Origin of the sequence: Staphylococcus pseudoxylosus (genome assembly GCF_003697915.1) — a bacterium.
In the GTDB taxonomy this organism is placed as follows: Bacteria; Bacillota; Bacilli; order Staphylococcales; family Staphylococcaceae; genus Staphylococcus; species Staphylococcus pseudoxylosus.
This window is the reverse complement of sequence record NZ_RCVN01000008.1, coordinates 1-23,516: the sequence shown is the minus strand read 5'-3', so window position 1 is coordinate 23,516 and position 23,516 is coordinate 1. Positions and strand designations below refer to the sequence as shown.

Annotated in this window: 21 protein-coding genes and 1 pseudogene; 11 read left to right on the top strand and 11 right to left on the bottom strand. The window is 33.8% G+C overall.

The features are described 5' to 3' along the window. The 8 genes from purM to purE are packed head-to-tail and all read right to left on the bottom strand — an operon-like array spanning position 1 to position 7,907. Complete coding sequence (purM, locus tag D9V42_RS08295) at positions 1-1,029, bottom strand: phosphoribosylformylglycinamidine cyclo-ligase (protein WP_122064395.1); 1,029 nt, start codon at positions 1,027-1,029, stop codon at positions 1-3. Next, the gene (gene purF, locus D9V42_RS08290) at positions 1,022-2,509 is read right to left on the bottom strand and encodes an amidophosphoribosyltransferase (RefSeq protein ID WP_107555421.1); all 1,488 of its coding nucleotides are present in this window, start codon (positions 2,507-2,509) and stop codon (positions 1,022-1,024) included. Before purF ends, purM begins: the two co-directional genes overlap by 8 nt. Continuing rightward, a complete protein-coding gene (gene purL / locus D9V42_RS08285; RefSeq protein WP_122064393.1) occupies positions 2,488-4,677 on the bottom strand; it encodes a phosphoribosylformylglycinamidine synthase subunit PurL in 2,190 nt (729 codons plus the stop codon). The genes purF and purL overlap by 22 nt, the downstream gene beginning before the upstream one ends. Further along, positions 4,670-5,341 carry a phosphoribosylformylglycinamidine synthase I gene (purQ, locus tag D9V42_RS08280; RefSeq protein WP_107555419.1) on the bottom strand — a complete coding sequence of 224 codons (672 nt, stop codon included), beginning with the start codon at positions 5,339-5,341 and terminating at the stop codon, positions 4,670-4,672. The genes purL and purQ overlap by 8 nt, the downstream gene beginning before the upstream one ends. Then, positions 5,341-5,601: a phosphoribosylformylglycinamidine synthase subunit PurS gene (purS, locus tag D9V42_RS08275; RefSeq protein ID WP_122064391.1), complete on the bottom strand. Its 261-nt coding sequence runs from the start codon at positions 5,599-5,601 to the stop codon at positions 5,341-5,343. The genes purQ and purS overlap by 1 nt, the downstream gene beginning before the upstream one ends. A 2-nt stretch (positions 5,602-5,603) precedes the next feature. Then, positions 5,604-6,305, bottom strand: a complete 702-nt coding sequence (gene purC, locus D9V42_RS08270) for a phosphoribosylaminoimidazolesuccinocarboxamide synthase (RefSeq protein ID WP_122064389.1) — start codon at positions 6,303-6,305, stop codon at positions 5,604-5,606. Then, entirely contained in the window at positions 6,305-7,438 is a 1,134-nt protein-coding gene (gene purK, locus D9V42_RS08265) for a 5-(carboxyamino)imidazole ribonucleotide synthase (protein ID WP_122064386.1), read from the bottom strand. The genes purC and purK overlap by 1 nt, the downstream gene beginning before the upstream one ends. Then, positions 7,425-7,907 (bottom strand): 5-(carboxyamino)imidazole ribonucleotide mutase, encoded by a 483-nt coding sequence (purE, locus tag D9V42_RS08260; RefSeq protein WP_029379097.1) that lies wholly within the window; start codon positions 7,905-7,907, stop codon positions 7,425-7,427. The genes purK and purE overlap by 14 nt, the downstream gene beginning before the upstream one ends. Before the next feature lie 202 nt (positions 7,908-8,109). Here purE and folD point away from each other — a divergent pair, with 202 nt between their 5' ends. Beyond that, positions 8,110-8,967 (top strand): bifunctional methylenetetrahydrofolate dehydrogenase/methenyltetrahydrofolate cyclohydrolase FolD, encoded by an 858-nt coding sequence (gene folD / locus D9V42_RS08255; RefSeq protein ID WP_122064385.1) that lies wholly within the window; start codon positions 8,110-8,112, stop codon positions 8,965-8,967. 465 nt (positions 8,968-9,432) lie between these two features. Here folD and D9V42_RS08250 read toward each other — a convergent pair whose 3' ends face one another. Beyond that, entirely contained in the window at positions 9,433-10,578 is a 1,146-nt protein-coding gene (locus D9V42_RS08250) for a globin domain-containing protein (protein WP_122064383.1), read from the bottom strand. 242 nt (positions 10,579-10,820) lie between these two features. Between D9V42_RS08250 and D9V42_RS08245 the strand changes: the two genes are divergently transcribed. The 6 genes from D9V42_RS08245 (at position 10,821) to rihC (ending at position 16,475) form a co-directional block, all read left to right on the top strand. Next, positions 10,821-11,138 carry an immunoglobulin-like domain-containing protein gene (locus D9V42_RS08245; RefSeq protein ID WP_017724113.1) on the top strand — a complete coding sequence of 106 codons (318 nt, stop codon included), beginning with the start codon at positions 10,821-10,823 and terminating at the stop codon, positions 11,136-11,138. Between the two features lie 265 nt (positions 11,139-11,403). Then, entirely contained in the window at positions 11,404-12,525 is a 1,122-nt protein-coding gene (gene qoxA, locus D9V42_RS08240; RefSeq protein WP_107529769.1) for a cytochrome aa3 quinol oxidase subunit II, read from the top strand. Next, positions 12,525-14,513, top strand: a complete 1,989-nt coding sequence (gene qoxB / locus D9V42_RS08235) for a cytochrome aa3 quinol oxidase subunit I (RefSeq protein ID WP_107555414.1) — start codon at positions 12,525-12,527, stop codon at positions 14,511-14,513. Before qoxA ends, qoxB begins: the two co-directional genes overlap by 1 nt. Next, complete coding sequence (gene qoxC, locus D9V42_RS08230; RefSeq protein ID WP_107555413.1) at positions 14,503-15,108, top strand: cytochrome aa3 quinol oxidase subunit III; 606 nt, start codon at positions 14,503-14,505, stop codon at positions 15,106-15,108. Before qoxB ends, qoxC begins: the two co-directional genes overlap by 11 nt. Further along, complete coding sequence (gene qoxD, locus D9V42_RS08225) at positions 15,105-15,395, top strand: cytochrome aa3 quinol oxidase subunit IV (protein WP_017724109.1); 291 nt, start codon at positions 15,105-15,107, stop codon at positions 15,393-15,395. The genes qoxC and qoxD overlap by 4 nt, the downstream gene beginning before the upstream one ends. Before the next feature lie 171 nt (positions 15,396-15,566). Continuing rightward, complete coding sequence (gene rihC, locus D9V42_RS08220; protein ID WP_107555412.1) at positions 15,567-16,475, top strand: ribonucleoside hydrolase RihC; 909 nt, start codon at positions 15,567-15,569, stop codon at positions 16,473-16,475. A 106-nt stretch (positions 16,476-16,581) separates the two neighbouring features. On the opposite strand, the gene D9V42_RS08215 is transcribed toward rihC, so the two are convergent. After that, positions 16,582-17,757 (bottom strand): serine hydrolase domain-containing protein, encoded by a 1,176-nt coding sequence (locus D9V42_RS08215; RefSeq protein WP_122064381.1) that lies wholly within the window; start codon positions 17,755-17,757, stop codon positions 16,582-16,584. A gap of 19 nt (positions 17,758-17,776) precedes the next feature. Beyond that, entirely contained in the window at positions 17,777-19,438 is a 1,662-nt protein-coding gene (locus tag D9V42_RS08210; protein WP_122064379.1) for a phospho-sugar mutase, read from the bottom strand. A gap of 454 nt (positions 19,439-19,892) precedes the next feature. Between D9V42_RS08210 and D9V42_RS08205 the strand changes: the two genes are divergently transcribed. From D9V42_RS08205 to D9V42_RS08190, 4 genes and pseudogenes are all read left to right on the top strand, one after another. Next, on the top strand, positions 19,893-21,212 hold the full coding sequence (locus D9V42_RS08205; protein WP_107556272.1) for an LCP family protein: 1,320 nt from the start codon (positions 19,893-19,895) through the stop codon (positions 21,210-21,212). A gap of 21 nt (positions 21,213-21,233) precedes the next feature. Next, entirely contained in the window at positions 21,234-21,704 is a 471-nt protein-coding gene (locus D9V42_RS08200) for a DUF2538 family protein (RefSeq protein ID WP_017724104.1), read from the top strand. 70 nt (positions 21,705-21,774) lie between these two features. Beyond that, positions 21,775-22,197 (top strand): GNAT family N-acetyltransferase, encoded by a 423-nt coding sequence (locus tag D9V42_RS08195; RefSeq protein WP_107556270.1) that lies wholly within the window; start codon positions 21,775-21,777, stop codon positions 22,195-22,197. A 233-nt stretch (positions 22,198-22,430) separates the two neighbouring features. After that, positions 22,431-23,516 (top strand): annotated as a pseudogene (locus tag D9V42_RS08190) (GW dipeptide domain-containing protein); the annotation flags it as partial.

Genomic DNA, 23,516 nt, shown 5'->3' with positions numbered 1-23,516 from the left:
TTATACCCCCGTTAATTGAATTGGTTCTTCGCCTTCAACGATTTCTCCAATTGCATAAGCATTTACATTTTGTTTGTTTAGTATATCTAAAGTTGTTTGTACTTGAACCTCATCTACTACAATTGTAAAACCAATACCCATATTAAATATGTTGTACATTTCTTCGGTTTCAATTTGTCCTTGTTGTTGCAACCAATCAAAAATTGGTAATGTTGGGAATTTAGTTACATCTATTTTAGCAGTCACACCTTCGGGTAATGCTCTAGGGATATTTTCATAAAATCCACCACCTGTAATGTGTGTCATGGCATGAATCTTAACCGCTTCTTTAACAGCTAATATTGGACTAACATATAATCTCGTTGGTTCTAAAAACGCTTCTAAATATGTTTGTTCATCATTATAGTTAGCTTGTAAATCAATCTTAGATTTTTCGATTAATTTTCTAACTAAGCTATATCCATTTGAATGAATTCCACTAGATTCAAGCCCTATGATAACTTGACCTGGCTTTACTGAAGAACCATCAATATATTCACTCTTTTCAACAGCACCAACAGCAAATCCTGCCAAGTCATATTCACCTTCGTGATACATATCACCCATCTCTGCAGTTTCTCCACCAATTAAAGCAGTATGTGTCTCTTCACAACCGTCACTTACCCCTTTGACAATTTGTTCGATGACTTCTGGGACAACTTTATGTGTTGCAATATAATCTAAGAAATACAGTGGCTCTGCACCTGTAGTTAAAATATCATTGACGCACATGGCAACGGCATCAATACCAATTGTGTCGTGTTTATCGTGATCGATTGCTAATTTCAGTTTTGTACCTACACCGTCTGTACCAGAAACAAGTAATGGTTCTTTCATGTTTAATTGTGATAGATCAAATGTTGCCCCAAAACCACCTAAACCACCAAGTACTTCTTTGCGCATTGTTCTCTTAACGTGACTAGACATACGATTTACTGCTTCATAACCTGCATTAATATCTACACCGGCTTGTTGATATGCTTTAGACATTTAAATTACCCTCTCTATCAAAGAATTGTTTATGATCTGCTATATATGCTTTTTGGCGATCGCTTAGATGCGCTATATAATCTTCTTCATAGTCATAAAGTCCTGCTGGATAGTCACCAGTAAAACTTTCTACGCACAATCCACTGTATGGTGCATCTACATCAAGTCCAATGGAATCAATCAATCCATCAACTGATAGATAAGCTAAAGAATCTGCGCCAATATGTTCGCTTATTTCTTCTGGTGATTTGTTAGCAGAAATAAGTTCCGCTGTTGTCGAAACGTCAATGCCATAAAAACTTGGGAACATAAACTCAGGCGACGCGATACGTACGTGTACTTCTCTGGCTCCAGCATCTTTTAACATTTGCACGATGCGTCTACTAGTTGTACCTCGGACAATTGAATCATCTACAAGCACAATGTTTTTATCCTGTACAATATCCTTAACCGCTGATAATTTTACGCGTACACCTTGTTCACGTAGTTCTTGGGTCGGTTGAATAAATGTTCGTGCAACGTATTGGTTTTTAACTAAGCCCATTTCATAAGGCAAGCCGCTTTCTTCTGCGTAACCAGAAGCAGCAGATAATGAAGAATTCGGCACTCCGATGACCATATCTGCACTTTCAGCTGGGCTTTCTTTAGCTAGTTGCTTACCAGATTGCTTTCTAACTGCATGTACATTTTTACCAGCAATTGTAGAATCAGGTCTAGCAAAGTAAATATATTCCATCGCAGAAATAGCTGTCGTCGTGTGTCTCGTGTATGACTCTACTCTAATACCTTCGTCATTAATCACAACATATTCTCCTGCATGAATATCGCGCACAAATTCAGCACCTAAGACATCAATCGCACATGTTTCACTCGCAATCATGTAAGAGCCGTTTTTCATTTTACCTACAGCCAATGGTCTAATTGCATTAGGGTCAACTGCACCGTATAGTGCATCTTTAGTCAAAATAGCAAAAGTAAATCCACCCTTTATCTTTCTCAAACTTTCTTGGAATGCATCTTCAAAGGTTGGTGCTTTACTTCTTCTAATTAAATGCATGATGACTTCTGTGTCCGATGATGAATGAAAAATAGAACCTTGATGTTCCAATGAACGCTTTAAACTTTGTGCATTTATAAGGTTTCCATTATGACAAACTGCAACACTCATATCGTAAAAGTGATATAAAAATGGTTGGATATTTTCAATACCTTTATTACCGGATGTTGCATATCTCACATGACCAATAGCGTGTTGGTATGATTTGAAAGTTTCAAGTTGAATATCCGATATTGCTTCTGTTAACAAACCCAAACCACGTTCACCAATTAACTTTTCACCATTAGAGCACACTATACCAGCGCCTTCTTGCCCACGATGTTGTAAACTGTGTAACCCCATATAAGTTAATTGTGCAGATTCGGGATGGTCCCAAATACCAAATACACCACATTCTTCATTTAGTCCGTTGCTGTCATACATTTAGGTATTGCTCCTTCCCATATATCAGTAAGGTTTTGAACATCACGTGTTACTTGAACCTCATTATTAGCTACTTTAAATTGACCGTCATTTGTTAATTGACCAATTTCCACAGCATTTTCAATTTCTAACGTTTGTCCTTCTTTTACTGCAACAATATAGCGCCCTTGTGTTTCACTAAATAATTGCGCGTTCGTTACGTTTAATTGTACGTTTAATCCAAGTTGGTAATGTGCGCTCATACGTGCTAACGTCAACAATAAGCCGCCTTTTCCAACGGTTTGAACATGTGATGCAACACCATTACGAATTACTTGTTTAATAGATTCACCCTTTTGTACTTCATTAGATAAATCGATTGCTTCAAATTCATGATTTACTTTCTTATATAGTAACTTCTCAACTTGGCTACCACCAAAGTCATCTTTTGTGTCACCTACTACATATAAAGTGTCGCCAACACTCGGTTGGAAATCATTTAAATAATCGATGTCTTCGATTAACCCAACCATGCCTACAACCGGTGTAGGGAAGATAGATGTTTCTCTAGTTTCATTATAAAGTGATACATTACCTGATACGACTGGTGTATTTAATACTTCACACGCTTCTGACATACCTTTCGTTGAATCCGCTAACTGTTGATAAATTTCTTTCTTTTCTGGTGATCCATAGTTTAGGCAGTCAGTCATTGCTAATGGCGTAGCACCTACGGAAATCAAATTACGGTACGCTTCTGCTACAACCATTTTCCCACCTTCATAAGGGTTGTTAAATACATAACGTGCTTCACCGTCAATCGTAGATGCGATTGCTTTATTCGTACCTTCTACTCGAACTACAGATGATTGTAATCCTGGTTTCACAATTGTATTAGCACCAACTTGTTGGTCATATTGTTCATATAAATAACGTTTAGATGCAATAGTTGGATGTTGTAATAGTTCATCAAACACAGACTCTACATCCACTTTGCTATAATCATTTTTACGCTCATTATAGTTTGGCGCTTCACCTTCTAATACATAAACAGGCGCTTCATCAGATAAAGGTTGCACAGGAATGTCCGCAAACACTTCGTCTTCATACGTTAATACAAAACGATCTGTATCCGTTACTTCACCAATCACAGCACTATCTAATTCGTGTTTATCAAATAAGTCTAAGAATTTTTGTTCTGTGCCTTTTTCAACAACAAGTAACATACGCTCTTGTGTTTCTGATAACATCATTTCATATGGTGATATTCCTTTTTCTCTAGTTGGGACTTGTTCTAAACGTAAATGTAAACCACTGCCACCTTTTGCAGCCATCTCTGAAGAAGATGAAGTAAGCCCTGCAGCTCCCATATCTTGTATACCTACCAGTTCATCAAACGTAATCGCTTCTAATGTTGCTTCCATAAGTTTCTTACCAACAAATGGGTCACCAATTTGTACTGATGGTCGTTTACTTTCACTATCTTCGCTTAATTCTTCAGAAGCAAATGTAGCGCCATGAATACCATCACGTCCAGTTTTTAATCCTACGTAAATGACTGAATTACCTACACCTTTTGCTGTACCTTTTTGAACCATATCATGATCGATGATACCCACACACATAGCATTTACTAAAGGATTTCCATCATATCTATCATCAAACTCTATCTCACCGGCAGTAGTTGGAATGCCTATACAGTTACCATAACCACCGATACCAGCAACCACACCACGTAATAAACGGCGATTTTGTTTTTCAGTAAGTTCGCCGAAGCGTAGGCTGTTTAATAAATTAATAGGTCTTGCGCCAATAGAAACGATATCTCTAATAATACCGCCGACACCAGTTGCCGCACCTTGATAAGGTTCTACAGCAGATGGATGGTTATGGGATTCTACTTTGAATACAACAGCTTGATTATCACCTATATCCACAACACCGGCGCCTTCACCCGGTCCCATTAATACATGCTCTCCAGAAGTTGGAAATTGTGTTAAGAATGGCTTAGAGTGTTTATAAGAACAGTGCTCGCTCCACATTACTGAGAAGATACCTATTTCTGTAAAATTAGGTTCTTTACCTAAAATTTCGCAAACTTTTTCATATTCTTTATCACTTAAACCCATATCTTTATACAATTGCTCTAATTTAATTTCTTCTGCACTTGGTTCAATAAACTTAGACATTTTGTTCCCTCCAACTATTTACCATCGCTTCAAATAACTTCACACCACTGTCAGTACCTAAAATGGATTCAATTGCGCGTTCTGGGTGTGGCATCATACCACAAACATTTCCCTGTTCATTTACAATACCGGCAATATCATTAAATGAACCATTTGGGTTATCAACATATTTTAAAATAATTTGATTGTTTTGATCTAAAGCTTTGTATGTTTCCGGCGTGCAGTAGTAGTGTCCTTCACCATGTGCAACTGGGTAAACTACCACTTCATTTTCATCATATAAATTTGTAAATGCTGTTTGATTATTAACAACTCTTAAAGACTCATTACGACTGACAAACAAGTGCGAATCATTATGTAATAACGCACCAGGTAATAGTCCTATTTCTGTTAATATCTGAAATCCATTACAAACTCCTAATACTGGTTTACCTTCTGAAGCAAATCTTTTCACTTCTTCAGTAATCGGTGCCACACTAGCCATTGCACCTGAACGTAAATAATCACCAAATGAGAAACCTCCTGGAATTAACACGCCATCAAAACCATCTAAAGAAGTATTTCGATAATCAACATATTCTGCTTGTACACCAGACTTTATAGCCGCATTATACATATCTCTATCACAATTGGAGCCTGGAAATTTTAGCACTGCAAATTTCATTATGCTTTCTCTCCTTCTTCCAATACTTTATAGCTATATTCTTCAATGACAGTATTAGCAAATAGTTTTTCACTTAATGTCGTAACCACATTGTGTACTTCAGCATCTGTAGCTTCATCTACTGTCATATATAAAACTTTTCCAACACGGATATCGTTAACTTGTTTATAGCCTAAATCGTGAACTGCACGGTTTAATGTTTGTCCTTGTGTATCTAATACTTGTGGTTGTAATGTGATGTGTAATTCAATTGTTTTCATTTTTATAAAGCCTCCAGTTTATTTAAAAAAGTTTGATATGTTTCAATGATTGATCCTCTATCTTCTCTATATACATCTTTATCAAAATTTGTATCGCTATCTTTATCCCAAATACGGCATGTATCAGGAGAAATTTCATCAGCGAGTAAAATTTGTCCATCATTTGTACGGCCAAACTCTATTTTGAAATCTACTAATCTTAAGTTCATTTCATTCATCAATTGAACTAATTCTGCATTTACTTCCTTTGCCGCTTCTTTTAATGTATTAATTTCGTTATCTTCAGCTAAATGTAGTAACTTAATATGATCTTCAGTTATTAACGGATCGTTTAGGTCATCATTTTTATAGAAAAACTCAACAAGTGGTTCGTCAAATTCATGTCCTTTATCAAAACCAAGTCTTTTAGTTATAGATCCTGCAGCAATATTCCTTACCACTACTTCTAAAGGTATAATTTCAACGGATTGTACTAGTTGTTCCGTTTCAGATATCTGCTCGATAAAATGGCTTTTCACGCCTTTTTCTTTTAAGTAATTAAAAATGCGAGAAGTGATTTGGTTATTTAAACGTCCTTTACCTTCTATTAAATCTTTTTTAGCACCATTTCCTGCAGTAACTTCATCTTTATATTCAACGCGTAATACATCATTTTCACCAGTTGAAAATATTCTTTTTGCTTTACCTTCATATAATAAAGACATTATTCAGATCTCCCTTCAAATTTACCAAGTAGCGTTTGTTCACATCTATTTATGTCAGTAGTCAACACTGTTAAATGGCCCATTTTTCTATTTGATTTTCTAGATGTTTTACCATATATATGTACATGCCATTCAGCATGCTCGCTAAATTGATCCTCTAATAAATCTAAATCTTTACCTAATAAATTCATCATGATTGCGGGTTTTAACAATTCAATTTGTTTTGGTAATTTTTGGCCAGTAATCGCTAAGATATGTGTATCAAATTGTGAAAAATCACAGGCTTCTATTGAGTAATGACCAGAATTATGTGGTCTAGGTGCGATTTCATTTACGTATAAACGATTGTCACCATCTATAAAGAACTCCACAGTAAAAGTACCTACGAAATGTATTTTTTTGGTTATTTTATCAACTTCATTTCTAGCTTCTGCTTCTTTTTCATGTTCTGTACGTGCAGGTACGACTGTTTTAAAGAGAATTTGATTCTGATGTTCATTTTCTTGCAGTGGAAAATATGTGATCTGATTATCACTACCAATGGTTACTGTTAGAGATACTTCTTTCTCTAATTGCAAATATTGTTCAGCAACACATTCTTGTTTTTCTACAAGTGTCATTGCTTCATCTATGTCTGATGTTGAATTAACTAATATTTGACCTTTACCATCATAGCCACCAAATCTTGTTTTCACGATAAAAGGATAACCGATTGTTTCTATTGCAATGTCCAAATCATCCGGCTTGGATAATTGTACAAATGATGCAATTTTGCAATTTGCATCTTGTAATGTTTGCTTTTCAGTCAATCGGTCCTGAAGTAGTTGTATAGCTTGATACCCTTGAGGAATATTATATTTTGAGACAAGTGTCTTTAATTGATTTGCTGATATATTTTCAAATTCATAAGTGATGACATCAGATAACTCACCTAGTTGTTCCAACGCTTCTTGATCATCATAGTCAGCATTGATAAATTCATGTGCGACATGTTGGCATGGGCATGATTTGTCAGGATCGAGCACGATTACTTTATACCCCATCTTTTGAGCTGATTGTGCCATCATCTTTCCTAACTGACCGCCACCAATAATGCCGATTGTCGAACCGAACTTTAATTTATTGAAGTTCATCTTGCATTTCACTCACTTTCTGAACCAATGATTTTTCATAATTTTCCAAATTCTTTTGGATTGATTGATTACCAATACTTAGTATTCTTGCAGCTAATACACCTGCATTTTTAGCACCAGCTTTACCTATAGCTGTAGTCGCAACAGGAATGCCTCCTGGCATTTGGACAATTGATAATAACGAATCTAAGCCTTTTAAACTTTTTGACTCAATTGGTACACCAATTACTGGTAATGTTGTCATCGATGCAACCATACCTGGTAAATGAGCGGCGCCACCTGCACCTGCAATTATGACATCATAACCATTCGCTCTTGCTTCTTTAGAAAAATCAACCATTAATTGTGGCGTACGATGTGCTGAAACAACTTTCTTATCATACGGAATTTCCAATTGGTCTAACATAGAACAACTTTCTTTCATTGTTTCCCAATCTGACGAACTACCCATTATGACTACCACTTTCAAAACGAACACCCTTTCAGAAATTTGAAATGTTACTACTATTAGATGTATATTACAGATATAGCATAACAATTAAACCATGCTTTTTCAATCAAAAATCGAACTTTAAATGCAAAAAATTTAATAATTTACGTCTTTTGGTTGTTAATCGCTGTCGTTTTTATGTTAATGTTAAGTAAAGTTCATACATACAAGGAGGATTTTTATGGTTGCAAAGATTTTAGATGGAAAACAAATTGCTAAAGATTACAGACAAGGGCTCAAAGATCAAGTTGAAGCTTTACAATCTAAAGGTTACACACCTAAATTATCTGTGATTTTAGTGGGTAATGATGGTGCTAGCCAAAGTTATGTCAATTCAAAAAAGAAAGCTGCTGAAAAAATTGGTATGATTTCTGAAATTGTACATTTAGATGAGTCAACTTCTGAAGAAGAGGTATTGCAAGAACTTAAACGCTTAAACGAAGATGATAGTGTTAGTGGTATATTAGTTCAAGTGCCATTACCTGAACAAGTAAGCGAACAAAAAATATTGGAATCTATAAATCCTGTTAAAGATGTGGATGGTTTTCATCCAGAAAACATCGGTAAGTTATATATTGACCAACAAACATTTGTACCATGTACACCACTTGGAATCATGGAACTTCTAAATCATGCTGATATTGAATTAGAAGGTAAAGATGCCGTTGTAATTGGCAGAAGTCATATTGTAGGTCAACCTGTTTCTAAATTATTACTTCAAAAAAACGCAACTGTTACAATCTTACATTCTAGAACAAAAGATATGCATAGCCATTTAAAAAATGCTGATATTATTGTAAGTGCAGTCGGACGTCCAGGCCTAGTAACTAAAGACGACGTTAAAGAAGGTGCCGTTGTAATAGATGTCGGTAATACACCGGATGAAAATGGTAAATTAAAAGGTGATATCGCTTATGATGAAGTTAAAGAAGTCGCAGGCGCAATTACACCAGTTCCAGGTGGCGTTGGTCCAATGACAATTACTATGGTATTAAATAATACACTTATAGCCGAAAAAATGCGTAGAGGCATAGAATAGTCGAATAAATAACGACTGTTCAGCGCTTAATGAGTTTAGAATAGCAGTATGTATTCTCATATTAAAACAAGATGAACAAACGCACTGCAGTAGCAATAATGACTAATTGTCAAGTACTTGTAATAAACGCGTTCACTCGCCTTACCTTGACTTTCTACTATTGCTAATACAAAAACTACGAGGTTAAAACATTAAGCGTTTTCTACCTATAAAATAAACGTCAATTTCTATTGGAATCATTTAGAAATTGACGTTTATTTGTTTTATGATTTTTACGACATACGAAATCCAGATAAATAATGAGCAAACTACAGGATCAGACCACATAATCCTTTGGTAATCTATATACAATTAAAACAATAAGATTATAAATATAAATGAGAGCTAGCCACATAAGCTAGCTCTCATATTTTTTTAAAACTGATAAAGGTATTTTTCATCAGTAAAGGGAGCAATTGTTTACAGTTAAACGCCCACACTTAATCTAGGAATAAATGATTCGAAATGTATACGTTGTGTTTCAATACCGATTTCTTTTAATGTAGTAATAATTGATTGAAGGAATTTAACGCCGCCACAAACGTAAATTTCAGTATCTGTTGAAATAAACTGACTTAGATATGTTGCGTCCATATATCCACTTTTTTGTTTATCGTGAATAATATACGACGCATTATCACTATTATTTGCAATGTGTTCTATTCTACTGTTAAAAGGTATTTCTTGTACACTTTCAACATTTTGAATAAAATCTACTTTTACATTTGATTTTGCAATGTCATTAAACATTGGAATTAATGGCGTTACACCGATACCTGAACCGATAAACAACTGAGGCGCTATGTCATTTACTATTCCAAATCCTCCTACAGGAGCAGATAAATCTATCGTACGACCGACTTCCATCTCATCATGTAAAATGGTTGATACTTCTCCCTCGTGTGAATCTGTCACATCTCTCTTCACTGCAAAAGTTAATGTATGTTTGTCACCTTCAATAATTGAATAGTGACGTTTGGCACGATATTCCAATTTATCACTTTCTACATCTACAGTAATATATTGTCCAGCCTCAAATTTACTTAGGTCATATTCATCTGACTTAACAGTAAACATTTTTATATCTGAAGTTATTGCCTCTATATGAGTAATTTCAAAAGGTTTAAAGCCGTCCCAAGCCATATCGTTATAAATTTCTTTTTCTACATTAATAAATACGGAAGCTATTTCACCGTATGCTTTCGCCCACGTAGCAATAATCACATCATCTTCTGGTAAGTCTAATACATTTTGAATAGCTGCCAATAAATTTTCCCCTACTATATCATACCCAGCTTCTGGTACTTGTAGCGCACAGTGTTTATAAGCAATTTCTTTAACAACTGGCATGATGCGCGTTAAATCATCAATATTAACTGCAGCAGCTAATACACTTTGTGCTAACGCAGTAGATTGCAAACCTTTTTTCTGATTGGTCTGATTGAACATATTTTTCAACTCAGGATGTCTCGTAAACATTCTATTATAAAAATACGAAGTGATTTCTTCTCCCTTTTGTTGTAATACAGGAACCGTCTCTTTAATTATATCTCGTTCTTTTTCATTCAACATTTAATCCACCCCTAATTTTATTTTATTGCTTTTTGCATTTTTATCTTATTACAAAATTAGATGTTACAAAAGACTTTTGTGATAAAATTCACAAAAAGTTCAATTTACATACTTTTAACCGGAAATTACAATGAAATTTATAGAAATAAGATATATTAGGACTATAGTATGATGTATAATATAGCAAATTAAAGTATAGTAAGATTTAATAAAATTAATGTTTTGCGTTCGGAGGTTACGTAATGAATAAATTAATACAATCTTTGTCTGCATTAGGTGTATCTGCTACGCTTGTATCACCTAATTTAAGCGCAGAAGCTACTGACAATTCAATTCCAGAACTTAAAGGGATTAATGATACCATTATCGATAAAGGCGACGACTACAATATTTTAAACGGCGTGCGTGCTTATGATAAAGAAGATGGAGATCTGACACATAAAATCACAGTTGACGGTAATATTAATACTGAAAAAACTGGTAAATATAAGATTGAATATAAAGTTGAAGATTCAGATGGCGCAACTAATAAATCTATTCGTTATATAGAAGTAAAATAATTTTATAAATTTAATACATATACCCCCTAAATGATAATGTTTATCACTATTTTGTGTGTGATTTTGGTTTATTGTCTTAAATATGACACTTTTCACAAAATGTACACATAATTTTAACAAATCTTTGAAAGCCCACCAGACGTTGAGTTTGTTGGGTTTCTTTTAATTTTACAATATTTTTTTTCGCACAAACACTTGTAAATATTGCGTAATATCTTAAAATTGATGGTAAGCCCTACATTTGTAGTATTAGGAGGTCAAAAAAGTGTCAAAATTTAAGTCTTTGCTTCTACTCTTTGGCTCGCTAATTTTGCTTAGTGGTTGTTCTAACGTAGAAGTTTTAAACCCAAAAGGGCCGATGGCAAGCGATACGAAGTTTTTGATTATGTATTCAATCATCTTCATGCTTGTTATTATTGCCGCTGTTGTTATTTTATTCACAGTTTTCCTATATAAATATAGAATAGGAAATACTAAAGAATCAGGAAAGATGCACCACAATTCTTTAATGGAAACAATTTGGTTTATTATTCCTGTAATTATTGTAATTGCTTTAGCCATCCCAACGGTTAATTCGCTTTACAGTTATGAGGAAAAACCACAGAAAGAAGACGATCCACTTGTTGTTTATGCGACAAGCGCTGGTTATAAGTGGTTCTTCAGTTATCCTGAACAAAAAATCGAAACAGTTAATCATTTAACTATTCCGAAAGATCGCCCTGTTGTCTTCAAACTCCAATCAATGGATATGATGACAAGTTTCTGGATTCCACAATTAGGTGGCCAAAAATATGCGATGACAGGTATGACAATGGACTGGACATTAACAGCTAGTGAGGAAGGTACGTTCAGAGGACGTAACTCAAACTTCAATGGTGAAGGCTTCGAACGTCAAACATTTGATGTTAATTCTGTAAGCCAAAGTAAATTTGAGGATTGGGTAAAAGATGCGCAAAGCAAAAAAGTATTGGACCAAGATACATTTGATAAGCAACTTTTACCAACTACTGAAAATAAAAACTTAACTTTCAGTGGTACGCATTTAGCATTTGTTGATCCTGCAGCTGATCCTGAGTATATTTTCTATGCTTACGATCGTTACAATTATGTGCAGAAAGATCCAAACTTTAATACACCTGAAGAAATTAAAGAAGATGTATTAGATAAACCAGATAAACCTGCACGTAAGCCGCAAATCACAAATGCAAACTATGAACGCCATGGAATGAAAGCCATGATTCTAGGCAATAATGAACCATATGATAGTGAATTCAAAGATGAAGAATCACATAATATGGATGAAATGGAAAAAATCTCTGAAGGTGTTAAAGATGATAAAGCATCTAAAATAGAGAAAAAAGACCATGAAAATGGAGGTGGACATTAATGAATTTTCCATGGGATCAATTACTCGTTCAAGGTAACTGGATGATAACGATGGCACAAATTGGTGCACCGTTTGCAGTCATAGCTGTGATCGCAGTAATTAGTTATTTTAAATTATGGAAATATCTATACAGAGAATGGTTCACATCTATTGACCATAAAAAAATTGGTGCGATGTACTTAATCTGTGCGGTATTAATGTTCGTACGTGGTGGTATTGATGCACTAATGATGCGTACACAATTAGCAATTCCAGATAACACATTTTTAGAAGGAAACCATTATAATGAGGTCTTTAGTACGCACGGTGTAATAATGATCATCTTTATGGCAATGCCTTTCATCTTTGGTTTATGGAATGTCGTAGTACCATTACAAATTGGTGCACGCGATGTTGCATTCCCTGTATTAAATAACGTAAGTTTCTGGTTATTCTTCTCAGGTATGATTTTATTCAACCTTTCATTTATAATCGGAGGTTCACCTGCAGCTGGTTGGACAAACTATGCACCGCTTGCAGGCGAATTCAGCCCAGGACCTGGGGTTAACTATTACTTAATAGCAATACAAATTTCTGGTATCGGTACATTAATGACCGGTATTAACTTCTTTGTTACTATACTTAGATGTAAAACACCAACTATGAAATTCATGGAAATGCCAATGTTCACGGTTACTACTTTCATCACATCATTAATCGTTATCTTGGCTTTCCCTGTTTTAACAGTTGCATTAGCACTATTTACGACTGATAGAATATTCGACACTGCATTCTTCTCTGTCGCAAATGGTGGTATGCCGATGCTATGGGCTAACTTCTTCTGGGTATGGGGGCACCCTGAAGTGTATATCGTTATCTTGCCAGCATTTGGTATTTACTCTGAAATTATTCCGACATTTGCACGTAAACGTCTATTCGGTCATCAAAGCATGGTCTGGGCAACTGCAGGTATCGCATTCTTAAGTTTCTTAGTTTGGGTTCACCATTTCTTCACAATGGGTAATGGTGCATTAATCAACTCATTCTTCTCAATCTCAACCATGCTGATTGGTATACCAACTGGTGTTAAAATCTTTAACTGGTTGTTTACGCTTTATCAAGGCCGTATCACCTTTGAATCACCAATGCTATTCGCATTAGGTTTCATACCTAACTTCTTAATAGGTGGTGTGACTGGTGTAATGCTCTCTATGGCAGCAGCAGATTACCAATACCATAATACGTACTTCTTAGTAGCGCATTTCCACTACACATTAGTGGCTGGTGTTGTATTTGCTTGTCTAGGTGCTTTAATTTTCTGGTGGCCTAAGATGACTGGATTTAAGTTAAACGAAACATTAAACAAATGGTGTTTCTGGTTATTCATAATCGGATTTAACATTTGTTTCATACCACAATTCATTCTTGGTTTAGATGGTATGCCTCGTCGTTTATATACTTATATGCCAGAAGATGGTTGGTGGTTACTAAACGTAATTTCAACTGTCGGTGCCCTAATGATGGCATTAGGCTTTATGTTCTTAGTTGCAAGTATCGTATACAGCTTCTTCAAAGCACCACGTGAAGCTACTGGCGATAACTGGGATGGTTTAGGTCGTACTTTAGAATGGGCAACTGCAGGCGCAATGCCACCTAAATACAACTTTGCTATCACTCCTGATTGGAATGACTATGACACATTTGTAGATATGAAAGAACATGGTCGTCATTATTTAGATAACCATAATTATACTGATATTCATATGCCAAATAACACACCTGTTGGTTTCTGGATGGGAATTTTCTTCACTATTGGTGGATTCTTCCTTATCTTCGAAACAATTATCCCAGCAGTCATTTGTTTATTAGGTATCTTCGGTACTATGATTTATCGTAGTTTCCAAATAGACCATGGTTACCATATACCAGCGTCTGAAGTAGCAGAAACTGAAAAACGTTTACGTGATGCACGTATTAAAGAAAGGGAGGCTGTAAGTCATGAGTCATGATGCAAACACAATTGATCAACGTTCGCATGAAGGTAATTTAAATAGACTTGGCTTTTGGATTTTCCTTACAGCAGAATTCTCATTATTCGGTACGTTGTTTGCGGCATTATTAACACTTCAACACGGCGGCGATTATGCTGGCAAAATGACTACTGAATTATTTGAATTACCACTTATATTAATAATGACATTTGCATTATTAATTAGTTCTTACACTTGTGGTATAGCAATATACTATATGAGAAAAGAAAAAGAAAAGTTAATGATGATCTGGATGATTATCACAGTACTTCTAGGTGCAGTATTCGTAGGATTTGAAATTTATGAGTTCGCGCATTATGTACACGAAGGTGTTAATCTAACTATTGGTTCTTATTGGTCTAGCTTCTTTGTTCTATTAGGAACACATGGTGCCCACGTATCATTAGGTATTGTTTGGATTATTTGTTTATTAATTCAAGTTGCAATGCGAGGATTAAATAAAGACAATGCTCCTAAATTATTTATAGTAAGTTTATATTGGCACTTTTTAGATGTTGTATGGATTTTCATCTTTACTGCCGTATATATGATAGGGATGGTGTTTAGCGGATGAATACAATTGTAAAACATACTGTAGGTTTTATTGCCTCAATCGTTCTAACAATCTTAGCAGTATTCGTAACCTTATACACATCTATGGCACTCAATGCTAAGATTACCATCATCTTTGGTTTCGCTTTTATACAAGCTGCAGTTCAATTATTAATGTTCATGCACTTAACTGAAGGTAAAGATGGGAATTTACAAGGATTCAAAGTTGTATTTGCGATTATCATTACTTTAATTACTGTTATTGGTACTTATTGGGTAATGCAAGGTGGACACTCAAGCCACTTATAATCCTAGAAAAGACTTCTCTTCGGAGGAGTCTTTTTTTTATTATTATTAAAACCTCACTCCCAGCATCCCCCTATTGTTATTTTTACTATGTTCAATACGTTTTTTAAGCATTTAAACTACAAAAATTGTAAAATAAATACATACCCTATTTTTAAAGGAGGTTAAATAAAAATGAAACAACCTATAATTATAGACACTGATCCCGGTATCGATGATGCAGCGGCAATCAGTATTGCTTTAAATCACCCTGCGTTTGATTTAAGAATGATTACTACTGTCAACGGAAACGTAGGAATTGAAAAAACAACAGCAAATGCATTGAAACTTAAACAGTTTTTCAAGAGTAATATCCCTATACATAGAGGCGCTTCACAGCCCTTACTTTCAAACATAGTAGACGCGAGTATAGTCCACGGAGAATCAGGTATGAACGGATATGATTTTCCTGAACCTAACTATAATGATTTAGCTTCAGTACATGCTGTGGAAGCCATGTATAAAGAATTAAAAACGAATGAAGAACCCGTAACACTCATTCCTATTGGCCCATTAACAAACATTGCTTTATTAATATCTACTTATCCTGAAGCGAAAGATTATATTGAAGAAATTGTCTTAATGGGTGGTTCTGCTGGTCGTGGTAACATAACGCCATCTGCAGAATTTAATATTTACTGTGATCCAGAAGCTGCCCAGATCGTATTCAATTCAGATTTACCTTTGACTATGGTTGGTCTTGATGTTGCAAGAAGTTCTACATTGAGTCATCGTACAGTAAATGAACTTCAGACCTTAAACCAAACTGGAGATATGCTACATCACCTTTTTAAACATTATAAAGGTGATGATTTTGAAAAAGGTATTAATGTTTATGATGTATATACTGTGCTTTATCTGCTTCATCCTGAAAAGTTTGATGTACAAGAAGCAAATGTTCAAGTTGAGACTAATGATACATTGACAAAAGGTGCAACGGTTACAGATTTTAAATCTTCTTTCCCTAATTGTAGTGTAGTCATGTCTATTGAACCTAAGGTATTTAAAGAGATTTTTATAGATGCACTTAAGTATTGTAAATAACTAATAGTTTATTAATGCATAAAAAGACACTCCTTTTATGCTATTTAATCGGTAAGTTTTAAACTTTGATTAAATAGTAAAGGAGTGCTTATATATGTCTTTTACTTTAATATTTTTGATCGACAATATTATATGGCCCGTCTTGTTTTAAGATATCATAATAAATGTGTTTGATTTTCTGTTCATTATTAGTCTTACTATTTTCATAATTAGTACCTAAGACTACTATATATTTGTCATTAAAATAAGCTGTAAATACTTGGCCAAAAAATCCACCATTTATTCTATTTTTATCTGGAAGTGAATAAAAACCATATCTATAAGGTTCAGGATACTGCGATGTTAAACTCTCATGTAAAAGTGGTTGCGTTATTTTACTATCGAAAATTTTGTTTTTTTGTAAGCTTAATATTAATTGCCCCATATCGTATGGCGCCATAAAAAGATTACCCGCACCATAATACTGATCTAATATATTGGGTGTTTGTTTTACTGGATTACTGGACGTTTTATCTTTTTTATAACCAATTGCCATATTCTTTTGATAATCTAAATCATTGAAGAATGCTGTGAAATTCAAATTATATGGATTTGCAAGTCTATCTTCAAAGTTTTTTACATAGGATTTACTAGTCACCTCTTCTATCACGCGTGATAATACTAGGTAATTCGCATCGTTATATCTATTTTTATTATAATATTTTGCTTCTATTCCTTTTTCCTGTATAGCATGAACAGCTTCATCTAAATTTTTATATTGAGGTGAAGCTTTATATTTGTATAAACCACTTTTATGCTGCATCAATTGATTTAATGTAATCGGTTGCGCTGTTTTAAACCAAGGTACGTATTTTGTGACTGGATCATTCATATTGATCTTCTTTTCATTTACCAGTTGTTTTAGCATTAAACCAGTAGTGAATTTTTGAGAAGAACCAATTAAATATAATGTATCCGCCTTGTTCTTTTCATCTTCTTTAAAATTTTTCATACCATAGCCTTTATTTAGTTTTAATTGACCATTTTCAAATACAGCAGCTGTACCATTAAAGTTGATCTGTTCTAAGTATCTATTAACTTCTACTATATCAGGATTATTTTCATCAACAATGGTATTTAATTCACCTGTTTTTTTATGACCTTTCGATGCATCTTCATAAGTTTTAGTATCATTATATTCTTGGTTGTAACGTTGATAATGCTTATATACAATCAAGAATGTTATTGCTACAAGAAGTATAGTTAAAATAATCGTTATTCGTTTTAGTTTTTTCGTAGTCATCTTTTTGCCTCTATTTTACTCAATCTATATGATTAATATAGTCTTTTTCAAATTGATCTGTTATGGCATCAATGTTATCTACATTAAGCGAGAAATACAGTTTGATTTTGGGTTCTGTTCCAGATGGTCTCAGAGCAATAAAACCATTGTCAAATATGAATCTAATTAAGTTTGTACTAGGTAATGATAATGGTTCAGTCGTCCCCTCTTTCACATTCTTAATTTCTCCAATTTGGTAATCTTCAATTTGTTTAACATCCATGCCACAAATTGAAAGAATATCTTTATTTCTAAACTGACTCATTATTTTAGAAATTTTTTCATTACCTTTTGAGCCTTCAAAGCTTGGTGCGATTGTTCTATCTTTAAATTCACCAATATTTTGATAAATATCATGAATTGTATCTTTAAATGTTAAACCGTTTTTATTTAATAAGTTTTTATATTTAATTAACAGTGGTACCATTTGAATTGCATCTTTATCTCTGGATATTGGTTTTGCTAAGTATCCATGACTTTCTTCAAATGCTAACAACAATTGCTTATTTGTTGCGTTGTGATTTTGTTCGATTAAGTCAGAAATAAATTTAAACCCAGTTAAAACGTTCGCCACTTCAACGTCTAATGATTTAGCTAATCTTTCTGCTAACTCACTCGTAACGATTGACTTTATAATATATTGTGGCTTATTAGATTCTACTAAATCTTGAAATCTCAATTTCATAAATAATAAACCTATTTCATTACCATTAAAATATCTATAGTCGTTATCTCCATAGCGTTCAATAAATCCTAATCTATCAGCATCCGGGTCTGTGGCAATGATGAGTTGTGCATCTGTTTCATCTGCCAATTTTTTCCCCAGTGCAAACGCATCTTCGTCCTCTGGGTTAGCAATTGCAATCGTCGGAAATTGACCATCTGGTTTTGATTGCGCTTCTTCTATTACATAATTACGATAATACAACTCTGACAATATATCTGACATTAATGGTAAACTCGTACCATGTAAACTCGTAAGTACAACTTTGGCATCCTTTTCTTCAATCGTACCTACTAATGATTTAACTTCAGCTTTGTATTTTTCTGTCACTTCATTAGCCATAAATTGAATTTTCTCTTCATTTAATAATGTCTCAAAATCACCTTTTTCAATTAACAATGGTGATTCAATTGAATTGATATAAGAACTTAACGTTTCTGATGCTTCTGGTAATAGTTGACCACCATGATGATCATAAATTTTTATACCGTTATAGTTTTTAGGATTATGACTAGCAGTTATCATGACGCCAGCACTTACATTTAATTCTCTTACCGCAAAAGATAACTCTGGTGTAGATTTATAATTTTCTGATATAATCGTATGCACACCATTTTCAGCTAAAACACTTGCCATTTCTCTAGAAAATGCTTTTGATAATAGTCTAGTATCAAAATGGATAACCACGGATGAATCGCTACTAACTGTATTTTTTAAATATTGTGCTAATCCTAATGCAACTTTTCGAACAGTAAAGGCATTTAATCTTCCAGGACCTAAGCCAAAAGTACTTCTTATACCTGCAGTACCGAAAGTTAAAGTAGTTTCAAAACCTTCATTTCTTTCTTCTTCTGTTTGTAATTGATAAAATGCTTTAACTAAACTTTCATCAATTCTCTCTAACCAAGCTTGTTTCACGTCGATGTTTCCTCCTTATATCTTTCAGAATAAAGATATATTTAATTTTAGTTTCATTTTAAAAGCTAATTCTCAATAAATCATCCCATACATTCTGCTATCCAAATAGAATCTATTAATTATTCATTAGAATTGATATTGTCTACAAGTTTATATTTCCAATGTATATTATATCCTATGTTTTAAAATAAATCATTTTTAATCAAATGACATAAATGTAACATCTATATCTAAACCTTGACTGTTCCAGTCCTAAGTATCACAAATATCTTGAATTTTTATCTCAAACTCGTAAATAACATATTGATAGTTGATATTTTTTAATTATAGTAATAAAATTATAAGTTATAGTACATTTTCTTCTTTACAAATATTTAACAAAGTTAAAAAGTTTAACAACTTCAACAAAATGATAGTTACATGTACCAAATCTTATACATGGGGAGCTCCAAACATGAATAAATTTTTAAAATATTTTTTAATATTTCTATCTTTACTTCTTGTGGTTGTTCCAGTGATATTTGCCGTTATACTATTAAAATCTTCTCAAGGTGCTTTTGAACATTCATACAATGATCAAGATTCAGCGAGGCAATCTAACATCCGCGAATCAAAAGTTGACCCTTCAAAAGATCCTATCTCTATCTTATTCTTAGGTATTGATGATAATAGTGGTCGTGAAAAAAACGGACAAAGTACTGAACAATCAAGATCAGATGCAATGATTTTCTCTACACTTAACACCGAGAAAGAACAAATAAGAATGTTAAGTATCCCACGTGATACTATTAGTTTTATCCCTAAAGTGGGTTATTACGATAAAATTGCACATGCTCATGCTTATGGAGGTCCTAAATCATCAATGGACTCTGTAGAAGCTACTTTAAATGTGCCAGTCGATTACTATGTAAGAATTAATATGGAAGCTTTTGTCGATGCTGTTAATGAACTGGGCGGTATCGAATACGATGTCCCTTATGACATTAATGAACCAAATACGGATGATTCTGGAAAAATAAAAGTTAAAAAGGGTCACCAAAATTTAAATGGCGATGAAGCATTAGCCGTTGCGAGAACAAGACATCAAGACTCTGATTTAAAACGTGGTCAACGTCAAATGGATTTAATAAAAAAACTGTTTGCTAAAGCTCAAAAAGCAGATTCAATTAGTAAATTAGATGATGTTGTTGAAATTGTTGGTAAAAATGCCAAACACAATTTAAGTTATAAAGAAATCAAAGTACTTGCAACATCATATTTAAAAGATGATATTGATATCAAGAGTACACAACTAGAAGGTAAAGACGACTACTTAAATGGTATATATTATTACAATCCTGATATAAAAAACATTCAAGATACGTCAAATCTTTTGCGTGATGATCTAGAATTACCTAAAATAAAAGATAAGTTAGAATTTTTAAACCAACGTGTTATTGATTTTTATGGTACACTCATACCACAAACAGAGATAGATAGTTCATTGCTAAGAAAGTCTCAAAACGATAGTACGAGTAATGATGAAAATGATGAAAATCAATCATCAGATAATAATTCTACAGATTCAGATATTCAAGAAAATAACGATAATGACAATAATCAACAATCTGACGCTAATCAATATGAAACTCAACAAGACGATCCGAATCAACAAAATAGCGATCAAAATACGCAACAACAAGTTGATCCAAATCAGCAACAACCTGATGAAAATCAACAACCTGATGAAAATCAACAACCAAATGCACAAGAAATACCTACAAATCAATATTAACTTTAGAGAGGAGCTCACTGTATGTCACGTAAAACATATGACAAACTCAACCAAATAAATGGTATGTTTAATGTATTAGAACAACAATTGATTCACAGCAAAGACATGGCACTTTTCAGGAATGAATTTTTCTACGTCAATCATGAACATCGGGAGAATTATGAGGCACTACGAATTTATTATAAAGATAGTGACAATAATCCAATTGTTGATGGCGCGTGTTATATTGTTGCGCTTCCAGAAATTTTTGAAAAAGTTGATGTGTTTGAATCAGAACTCCCCTTCACATGGGTTTATGACCAAAATGGCATTACAGAAACAATGAAGCAAATCAGTGTGCCTATTCAGTATCTAATTGCAGCTGCATTAGAAGTGACTGATGTCAACTTATTTAAACCTTCAGGCTTTGCCATGGGGATGAATAATTGGAACATTGCACAAATGCGTATTTTTTGGCAATACACTGCAATTATTAGAAAAGAAGCGTTATAAATATACTGCCCTACCATATAATTTATGGTAGGGTATTTTTAATACTAAAAATTGAAATGAGGCATCTTTAATGTTCAAAATTGTTACAACTCAAAATATGATAGCAGAAGCTCACAGTATACGTAAAAAGGTCTTCGTTGAAGAACAAGGTGTACCTTTAGAAAATGAAATAGATCAATATGAAACGATTGCGACACATGTAATTGGCTATGATCAAAATGCTGTGCCATTTGCTACTGGTAGACTTCGCCCTATAGTTAATGGCGTAAAAGTAGAAAGAGTGGCTATTTTAGCATCGCATCGCAATAAAGGTTATGGAAAATTACTAATGGACTTTTTAGAAAACGTAGCAAAAAATAAAGGCGATAAAAAGTTAATGCTTAATGCACAATGTCATGCGCAATCATTTTATGAATCGCTTGGATATGAACCTTTCGGAGAAATTTTTATGGAGGAAAACATCAAACACATTGCAATGTCAAAAACAATTTAAAATTATTTGTCATATTTTTACAGTAATATTTCATCTAAATTTTGTAATATTCTTTGGTGTGTATTTTTTCAATATATTGTGAATAAGGCGTTATAACGCTTTAAATCGTATGTTAAATCTTTTCCAAAATTTAATAAGATTAATTTTATATTACAAATCGGTGAAAAATAAGTCACTCGATCCTTAGACGTATTATAATGAATTTAAATTTATAAAGTTAAAGGGGCAGTTTAATGGCTAAGAATAAAAACACTTATAAGGTACCTTCAATTATAGCACTTACATTAGCGGGTACAGCTTTGACAACTCATCACGCACAGGCGGCAGATAAAACACAAGATCAATCGCCTAATAAGAATATTTTAAATGATGATAAAGCACTTAACCAAAGTGAAGAAATTAAATCTGAAATTAGTAAACCAACAGCTAACATTTCAGGTACACAAGTCTACCAAGACCCTACACAAATCAAACAGGCATCTACTGATAATAACTCAAACTATGATGCTCAAATTGATGAGTTGAACAATCAAACTTCTGATCAAACACCAACTCAAGATACATATAACCAAAAAGGTCAAGATCAAGAAGCGCAACAAAATGATAATCAAGATTTAGAAACAAATCAAGACGCTCTTGAAAGTAATGTTACTTCTAATGAAACAGCTAACAATGAAAACACATCAGAACAAGATACTGACGCTGTTCAAGATGATAGCGCTAGTACTGATAATGAAGAAGTTGCTTCTGAAGACAAACAAGTTGAATCTAAGGATAGCGTGAATTCGGATGCTTCTTCTACTGAACAAGATACTGACACTGTTCAAGATGATAGCGCTAGTACTGATAATGAAGAAGTTACTTCTGAAGACAAACAAGTTGAATTTAAGGATAGCGTGAATTCGGATGCTTCTTCTACTGAACAAGATACTGACGCTGTTCAAGATAATAGCGCTAGTACTGATAATGAAGAACTTGCTTCTGAAGACAAACAAGTTGAATCTAAGGATAGCGTGAATTCGGATGCTTCTTCTACTGAACAAGATACTTACGCTGTTCAAAATGATAGCGCTAGTACTGATAATGAAGTAGTTGCTTCTGAAGATAAACAAGTTGAATCTAAGGATAGCGTGAATTCGTATGCTTCTTCTACTGAACAAGATACTGACACTGTTCAAAATGATAGCGCTAGTACTGATAATGAAGAAGTTACTTCTGAAGTCAAACAAGTTGAATCTAAGGATAGCGTGAATTCGGATGCTTTTTCTACTGAACAAGATACTGACACTGTTCAAAATGATAGCGCTAGTACTGATAAT

What these genes read in the sequence shown, in the direction of transcription:
- D9V42_RS08250 (WP_122064383.1), bottom strand. Translation starts at nt 10,578, where the DNA reads ATGTTGAATGAAAAAGAACGAGATATAATTAAAGAGACGGTTCCTGTA.
- rihC (WP_107555412.1), top strand. Translation starts at nt 15,567, where the DNA reads ATGAAACAACCTATAATTATAGACACTGATCCCGGTATCGATGATGCA.
- D9V42_RS08200 (WP_017724104.1), top strand. Translation starts at nt 21,234, where the DNA reads ATGTCACGTAAAACATATGACAAACTCAACCAAATAAATGGTATGTTT.
- purL (WP_122064393.1), bottom strand. Translation starts at nt 4,677, where the DNA reads ATGTCTAAGTTTATTGAACCAAGTGCAGAAGAAATTAAATTAGAGCAA.
- purF (WP_107555421.1), bottom strand. Translation starts at nt 2,509, where the DNA reads ATGTATGACAGCAACGGACTAAATGAAGAATGTGGTGTATTTGGTATT.
- purK (WP_122064386.1), bottom strand. Translation starts at nt 7,438, where the DNA reads ATGAACTTCAATAAATTAAAGTTCGGTTCGACAATCGGCATTATTGGT.
- purS (WP_122064391.1), bottom strand. Translation starts at nt 5,601, where the DNA reads ATGAAAACAATTGAATTACACATCACATTACAACCACAAGTATTAGAT.
- purM (WP_122064395.1), bottom strand. Translation starts at nt 1,029, where the DNA reads ATGTCTAAAGCATATCAACAAGCCGGTGTAGATATTAATGCAGGTTAT.
- D9V42_RS08205 (WP_107556272.1), top strand. Translation starts at nt 19,893, where the DNA reads ATGAATAAATTTTTAAAATATTTTTTAATATTTCTATCTTTACTTCTT.
- qoxB (WP_107555414.1), top strand. Translation starts at nt 12,525, where the DNA reads ATGAATTTTCCATGGGATCAATTACTCGTTCAAGGTAACTGGATGATA.
- qoxD (WP_017724109.1), top strand. Translation starts at nt 15,105, where the DNA reads ATGAATACAATTGTAAAACATACTGTAGGTTTTATTGCCTCAATCGTT.
- D9V42_RS08215 (WP_122064381.1), bottom strand. Translation starts at nt 17,757, where the DNA reads ATGACTACGAAAAAACTAAAACGAATAACGATTATTTTAACTATACTT.
- qoxC (WP_107555413.1), top strand. Translation starts at nt 14,503, where the DNA reads ATGAGTCATGATGCAAACACAATTGATCAACGTTCGCATGAAGGTAAT.
- D9V42_RS08245 (WP_017724113.1), top strand. Translation starts at nt 10,821, where the DNA reads ATGAATAAATTAATACAATCTTTGTCTGCATTAGGTGTATCTGCTACG.
- purC (WP_122064389.1), bottom strand. Translation starts at nt 6,305, where the DNA reads ATGTCTTTATTATATGAAGGTAAAGCAAAAAGAATATTTTCAACTGGT.
- D9V42_RS08195 (WP_107556270.1), top strand. Translation starts at nt 21,775, where the DNA reads ATGTTCAAAATTGTTACAACTCAAAATATGATAGCAGAAGCTCACAGT.
- folD (WP_122064385.1), top strand. Translation starts at nt 8,110, where the DNA reads ATGGTTGCAAAGATTTTAGATGGAAAACAAATTGCTAAAGATTACAGA.
- purQ (WP_107555419.1), bottom strand. Translation starts at nt 5,341, where the DNA reads ATGAAATTTGCAGTGCTAAAATTTCCAGGCTCCAATTGTGATAGAGAT.